6 protein-coding genes are annotated in these 6983 nt (G+C 41.8%); all 6 read left to right on the top strand.

Going from position 1 to position 6983, the window contains the following annotated elements; genetic code table 11:
- Nucleotides 1-1855 (top strand): RecQ family ATP-dependent DNA helicase (locus VNZ46_RS28855; protein WP_325565088.1); only part of this gene is annotated, 1855 nt, incomplete at its 5' end.
- A 117-nt stretch (nt 1856-1972) separates the two neighbouring features.
- Nucleotides 1973-2689 (top strand): head GIN domain-containing protein, encoded by a 717-nt coding sequence (locus VNZ46_RS28850; RefSeq protein ID WP_325565086.1) that lies wholly within the window; start codon nt 1973-1975, stop codon nt 2687-2689.
- Between the two features lie 165 nt (nt 2690-2854).
- Complete coding sequence (locus VNZ46_RS28845) at nt 2855-4171, top strand: MFS transporter (RefSeq protein WP_325565084.1); 1317 nt, start codon at nt 2855-2857, stop codon at nt 4169-4171.
- Nucleotides 4172-4188: 17 nt separating this feature from the next.
- Entirely contained in the window at nt 4189-4917 is a 729-nt protein-coding gene (locus tag VNZ46_RS28840; protein WP_325565082.1) for a (Fe-S)-binding protein, read from the top strand.
- A gap of 27 nt (nt 4918-4944) precedes the next feature.
- Nucleotides 4945-5760, top strand: a complete 816-nt coding sequence (locus tag VNZ46_RS28835; RefSeq protein ID WP_325565080.1) for a hypothetical protein — start codon at nt 4945-4947, stop codon at nt 5758-5760.
- 122 nt (nt 5761-5882) lie between these two features.
- Nucleotides 5883-6983, top strand: a 1101-nt coding sequence (locus VNZ46_RS28830; protein ID WP_325565078.1) for a threonine--tRNA ligase, incomplete at its 3' end; no start/stop codon positions are given.

The raw sequence follows: 6983 nt of genomic DNA, 5'->3' as shown, positions 1-6983 counted from the left end.
TGATTCCTTCCGGCCTTTGCAGGAGGACATCATTGATGCTGTTTTAGCACATAAGGATACCCTGGCCTTACTGCCAACGGGTGGTGGAAAATCATTATGTTTCCAGGTTCCGGCGATGTTGCAGGAGGGGATTTGCCTGGTGATTTCGCCTTTGATTGCATTGATGAAGGACCAGGTTGAAAACTTGAAAGCCAAGGGGATTGATGCAGTGGCTATATATGCGGGTATGGGAAAGCGTGAAATTGATATTTTACTGGACAATTGTATCTATGGCAAAATTAAGTTTTTATACCTCTCTCCTGAACGGCTGCTTTCTGATATTGTAAGGGTGCGGATTTCCCATATGAAGGTGAATTTAATTGCCATTGACGAAGCGCATTGTATTTCCCAGTGGGGCTATGATTTCAGGCCGCCTTATTTACAGATTAAGGAGTTAAGGGCGATTTTGCCGAAGGTTCCGGTGATCGCACTTACGGCCACGGCTACACAGTTTGTACGAAAAGATATTGCAGAGAAGCTGGAACTGAAAGATCCCCAGGTTTTTGTGAAAAGTTTTGCGCGTAAAAACCTGAGCTATGTTGTTTTTGACCTGGAGGATAAATACAAGAAACTGGTCGACATCATCCGGAATGTGAAGGGTTCTGGTCTGGTCTATGTGAGAAACAGGCGGGAAACAGCGGAAGTGTCTTTCTTTTTAAAAAGAAACCAGATTTCGGCAGATTATTATCATGCAGGCCTGGAACGGAGTGAGAGGTCGAGAAAGCAGGAAGACTGGAAGGGTAACAGGACCCGTGTAATGGTGGCTACAAATGCTTTTGGGATGGGCATAGATAAGCCTGATGTTCGTTTTGTGGTGCATCTGGATCTTCCGGAAAGCCTGGAAGCCTATTACCAGGAAGCTGGAAGGGCCGGACGGGATGAACACAGGGCTTTTGCGGTATTACTGGCCAATAAGTCTGATCAGAAAGCTCTGGAACATAAGTACTCGAACAATTTTCCTTCTGTAGAGGAGATTAAAAAAACATATCACTATCTGGGCAGTTATTACCAGCTGGCTTATGGCATGGGCGAGGGTTTGAGTTTTCCTTTTGATCTGGCGGATTACTGTAAGAAGTTTAATCTGGGAGTCCTTAAGACCATTGGGGCGCTTAAATTTCTGGAGCATGATGGTTACCTGACCTTATCGGAGAATATCTTCTTACAGTCGAGGGTATTGTTTTTGGTTAATAATGAGGATCTTTATCGTTTTCAGATTGAGAATGCTGGCTATGATCCTTTAATCAAATCTATATTAAGATCTTATGGTGGTTCATTTGATCAATATGTAAAGATTAATGAGTATGATTTGACCAAACGCCTGGGGGTGTCATTTAATACCCTGGTGAGCATGCTGAAAAGGCTCCATGAGCTGGAAGTCTTGTCTTATTTGCCGCAAACAGATCAGCCACAGCTGCAGTTCCTGCGTCCGAGAGCGGATCAGCTACATATGGATATTGATGTGAAGTATATTGAACTCCGGAAGAAGATCCAGGACGATCAGATCAGTGCTGTTTTGGCTTATGCAAGTACTGCACAGTGCCGGAGCGTTCAGTTGCTGGCCTATTTTGACGAACCCGCTGCGTCGAAATGCGGGGTTTGTGATGTTTGCCTGGCCGAAAAGCGGGCTGAGGAGTCGAAGGAATTTCCGGAGAAGCTGGATTTCGAGATTGCAACCTTATTACAAACCGGGCCTCAGAGTTTGGATGATCTGGTAGCGGGAATAAAAACCGGAAGCGAAACGGAGAAATTGAACCAGATCAGGGAATTGCTTGATGCTGGCAAAATAAAAACAGATGGAAAAAACTATTATTTATAAATTGCGTTGATACTTATCATATCATGATAGCTTCATTACCATTGAAAAACAAACCGAGTTTACGAGCTCATTAATACAAATGAAAACAATAAACAAAGAATTAATAATTATATACCGATGAAAAAATTAACCTTTCTTATCCTTTTACTTCCAATTCTATGGTCGGCTTGTAAAACCAAATGTGTTGAAGATTCAGGAGTCCGGGCATTGCGTGCTCAGACCGTAAAGGAGTTTAATGAAATAGAAATTGCTGGTCCGATTAAACTAGTCCTGCATCAAGTTCCAGACAGTGTGTATCAGGTGAAGGTATCTGCAGATTCTAATGTGGTAAATCTGATAGAGACCAAGGTAAGTGGGGGGACATTGAAGCTGAAACTGGATACGGCTGCTTATTGTGGAAAGGATTCTATTGTTGTTTATGCGAGTATTGCGCAGTTGAAATCTTTAAAGGCAGAATCTCCTAGCAAGGTGGTGAGTTCAGGGCGGTTGAATGTAGATGATCTGAAGCTCACGTTAAATGGCAGTACGGAAGTAAACTTAGATCTCAACGCGGGTAAGGTAACGACAGAAGTTGATGGAGCGACTAAGATCCATTTGACCGGACAGGCCGGGACGCATTTGTTTAAGGCTAAAGGTGCCGTGGAACTGGATGCTTTTGATTTTGTGGTTGGGATTTATGACTTGAATATTAAGGGTGTAGGAAAGGCGAATATTAATGTGCTGAATGATTTGAAGGTTGCGACTTCTGGTGCGACGTCTATTTCTTATAAAGGAAATCCTAAGAATGTTAAGGAAGATAAATCGGGAAGCAGCTCGATACAACAAGTAAAGTAGGTTTTTTTTAAGCTGGGCTTAAAAAAAAATAATGCTGCTCAGAAGAGACATTGAGCTTCGCTGCAGTCGCGCAGCGGCGCGCAGAAGGCGTAGTCTCCGAAGAAGACATTATTTTTTTACGAAGTGCTTAAAACTTTTTTTTATACTTTTAGTCCCTAGACAAACATGGAACAGAAGAATAACAAAAAAGTCATCCGGTCGTGGGCATTTTTCGACTGGGCAAATTCAGCGTACAACCTCGTCATAACCTCGACAATTTTTCCCGCTTACTACACCATTATTACGACAACCCCCGAACACGGAGATAAAGTCACCTTCTTTGGGATGCGTTTTGTGAATACCGCGCTGTCCAATTATGCACTGGCTGTAGCTTATCTCATTATCGCGCTAACCTCGCCATTACTAACTTCTATGGCAGATTATAGGGGGAATAAGAAGATATACATGAAGCTGTTTACCTGGCTGGGTGCTTTGTCCTGTTGTGCATTATTCTTCTTCAAGCTGGACACCCTGGAGCTAGGGGTGATCTGTTTTGCTTTAGCGGCTATAGGCTATGCAGGCGGTTTTGTGTTTTACAATTCTTATCTGCCTGAAATTGCTACTGCTGATCAGCAGGATGCCGTAAGTGCAAAAGGCTTTAGTTATGGCTATGTAGGGAGTGTGATCCTGCAGCTCATCTGTTTTGTATTTGTTTTAATGCCAGAACTCTTTGGGATCACTGATCTCAGTTTCCCTCCAAGATTGTCCTTTTTACTGGTGGGCCTATGGTGGATCGGCTTTGCCCAGATCCCTTTTAAGGTATTGCCGAAGGGCAGTCCAAATTTCAGCGTAGAAGAACAAAAAAAGGTGTCAGGAGGCTTCAAAGAGCTGCAAAAGGTTTGGCATCAGGTTAAAACGATGACTTTAATGAAGCGCTTTTTGCTGGCTTTCTTCTTTTATTCTATGGGCGTTCAAACCATTATGCTGGTGGCTGCAAGCTTTGGAGAAAAGATACTGCATCTGCCCACATCCAGTTTAATCTTAGTGATCTTGATTATACAGCTTGTTGCTATAGGGGGCGCCAACATGATGTCGTATCTATCTAAAATCTATGGTAATGTGAGCGTGTTGATTAGTGTTGTGGTGATTTGGGTAGGCATGTGTATTGCGGCTTACTATATCACTACAGCGGTTCAATTCTACGTTTTAGCAGCAGTGGTCGGATTGGTAATGGGCGGTATACAATCTCTTTCCCGGTCAACTTATTCCAAATATATTCCTTCAAATACAGCGGATACGGCATCTTTCTTCAGCTTTTATGATGTTACGGAAAAACTTGCAATTGTAGCCGGATTGGCTAGCTTTGCATATATAGAAGAATTAACCGGCAGTATGCGGAACTCGGCGATTGCATTGACCACCTTCTTTATCATGGGGCTGGTGTTGCTGCTGGCTTTAAAAGCCGCAGAGAGAAAGATTTCCGCAAAACCGGTGCTGGATTAGAGAAAAAGAATTTATAGATGAAGATAGAATTATTTATTCCATGTTTTGTAGATCAGTTGTATCCTGAAACTGCTTTTAATACCATTAAAGTATTGGAAAAGGCTGGTTGTGAGGTGAATTACAATTCCAGGCAAACCTGCTGCGGACAACCGGCTTATAACGCTGGATATTGGGAAGAAGCCAAAGAGACCGGCACTAAATTTTTGAATGATTTTTCTGAAAATAAATATATTGTGGCGCCATCGGCCTCTTGTGTGGGAATGGTAAAAGGTGGCTATAATGATTTGTTTACGAATACTATAGTGCATAATAAGTGCAGATCGATGCAGACCAATATCTTTGAACTTTCAGACTTTCTGATCAATATTGCAAAGAAGGATTATTTTGGAGCCGAACTGGAAGGAAGAGCGGTTTACCATGACTCCTGCAGCGGACTCAGGGAATGTAAGATCAAAGAAGAGCCACGTTTGCTGCTGTCTAAAGTTCATGGACTGGAAATGGTAGAGATGAAGGATACAGATATGTGCTGTGGATTTGGCGGAACTTTTGCAGTTAAATTTGATGCCATTTCATCGGCTATGGCAGAGCAAAAGGTGAACAATGCGCTGGAACAGGAAGTAGATTATATCATTTCTACAGATCTTTCCTGCCTGATGCATTTGCAGGGGTATATTGACAAAAATAACATTCCATTGAAAACCATGCACCTGGCAGATGTGCTGGCCAATGGCTGGCTTGAATATTAAATTATATTTTGACATAAAATTTCTCTGATGAAAGCTTTAATGATCGCCGTTGTGGGCCTTTTATCCTGTAGTTTACAGGTCAATGCACAACAAAAACAGTCTGGAGCCATCCAATTTGAAACTCGTTTTGATCCTGCTGCAGCAATGGAAGCCAATGGGATTAAAATCACACCGGAGATGAAAGACAGACTTCCGGAAAGTTCAAAAACTGATTTTGAACTGTTGTTTAATGCCACGGGTGCAAGTTATACCAAGGTAGAGGAAACAGAAGACAGCAACGGAGGCGGAAGAGGTGGTTTTCGTTTTGGCGGAATTTCCAATCGCGATTATTACTATAACTTTTTAGATCATAAATTGACGGCTGTATTTGACCTGAGTGATACAACGTACTTTCTGGACGGTAAACTGGGACAGGCCGATGTATCTATGCTTGGCCGTGGTTTAATCGGACAGCCTGTTGTGGAATATATAAAATCTGATGAGGTGAAAAAGATTGTCGGTTTTGATTGCCATAAGGTTACAATTAAAACCACCTCCAAAAGAAAGATCATGGAAGAGGAAAAGGAAATTGTAGATGAAACTGTACTTTGGTATACCAAGGATCTGGGTTTTGAGTTTTCGCCTAATCCTGCACTTTGGACAGAAGGTGCTGTGCTGTCTATCCAGTCGAAGGCAGGAAGTACACTGGCAACCAGTATAGAATTCAGAAAGGTTAATGCCAAAGATATAAATCTTCCTAAAAAAGGAACAGTGATTACTTCGGATGCCTATAAAGCTAAACTGGAGCAAATGATGAAGAACAGGGGCAGGGGAAATAGCCAGAGAAGAGCTCCTGGGAATTAATATAAATTTCAGTTTAAATGAACTGATTATTTGAAATTTACTTTACCTTTGTGCCTGAAAGAAAATCACATTGTAGGTGATTTTAATAAAATTATTTTTTTACTTATAAATCATAGTTGTAGATGATTAACATTACACTGCCTGACGGCTCAGTACGTCAGTATGAAAAGGGTATTAACGCCCATCAAATTGCATTGTCCATTTCTGAAGGTTTAGCCCGTAACGTATTGGCTGCGGAAGTAAATGGTGAAGTTTGGGATTCTTCCCGGGCTATTGAAAATGATGCTTCTGTTAAATTGCTGACCTGGAATGATACTGCCGGTAAATCGACTTTCTGGCATTCTTCTGCTCACTTAATGGCTGAAGCCCTGGAAGCTTTATATCCGGGAACTAAATTTGGTATTGGTCCGGCTATTGAAACCGGATTTTACTACGATGTGGATTTTGGAGACAGGGAATTTTCTTCGGACGACTTTAAAGCCATCGAAACAAAGATCCTGGAACTGGCTAAGCAAAAGGAAACTTTTGTTAGAGAAAGTGTTTCTAAAGCAGATGCTGTAAAGTATTTTACAGAAAAAGGCGATGAGTACAAATTAGATTTAATTGACGGCCTGGAAGATGGAAAGATCACTTTCTATACTCAGGGGAACTTTACAGATCTTTGCCGTGGTCCGCACATTCCGAATACCGGTTTTGTAAAAGCGGTAAAGCTAATGAATGTTGCCGGTGCTTACTGGAGAGGTGATGAAACCCGGAAACAGTTAACTCGTATTTACGGGGTTACTTTTCCAAAAGCAAGTGAGCTGACAGAATATCTTCATATGATTGAAGAAGCGAAAAAAAGGGACCACCGTAAATTAGGTAAGGAACTGGAACTTTTTGCTTTTTCTGAAAAAGTAGGTATGGGTTTGCCTTTATGGTTGCCTAAAGGAACTGCTTTACGTGAACGTCTGGTTCAATTCCTGACTAAAGCGCAGGGAAAAGCTGGTTATGAGCAGGTGGTTACACCGCATATTGGACATAAGAACCTGTATATCACTTCAGGTCATTATGAAAAATATGGTAAAGATTCTTTTCAGCCGATTAAGACACCTCAGGAAGGGGAAGAGTTTTTCCTGAAACCGATGAATTGTCCGCACCATTGCGAAATCTATAAAGTAAAACCTCGTTCTTACAAAGACCTTCCTTTGCGTTTTGCAGAGTTTGGTACAGTGTACCGTTAT

The sequence above is a fragment of the Pedobacter sp. genome, assembly GCF_035566355.1.
In the GTDB taxonomy this organism is placed as follows: domain Bacteria; phylum Bacteroidota; class Bacteroidia; order Sphingobacteriales; family Sphingobacteriaceae; genus Pedobacter.
The sequence above is the reverse complement of the archived record's forward strand: the minus strand, read 5'-3'. Positions and strand labels throughout refer to the sequence as shown.

What these genes read in the sequence shown, in the direction of transcription:
- VNZ46_RS28845 (WP_325565084.1), top strand. Translation starts at nt 2,855, where the DNA reads ATGGAACAGAAGAATAACAAAAAAGTCATCCGGTCGTGGGCATTTTTC.
- VNZ46_RS28840 (WP_325565082.1), top strand. Translation starts at nt 4,189, where the DNA reads ATGAAGATAGAATTATTTATTCCATGTTTTGTAGATCAGTTGTATCCT.
- VNZ46_RS28835 (WP_325565080.1), top strand. Translation starts at nt 4,945, where the DNA reads ATGAAAGCTTTAATGATCGCCGTTGTGGGCCTTTTATCCTGTAGTTTA.
- VNZ46_RS28850 (WP_325565086.1), top strand. Translation starts at nt 1,973, where the DNA reads ATGAAAAAATTAACCTTTCTTATCCTTTTACTTCCAATTCTATGGTCG.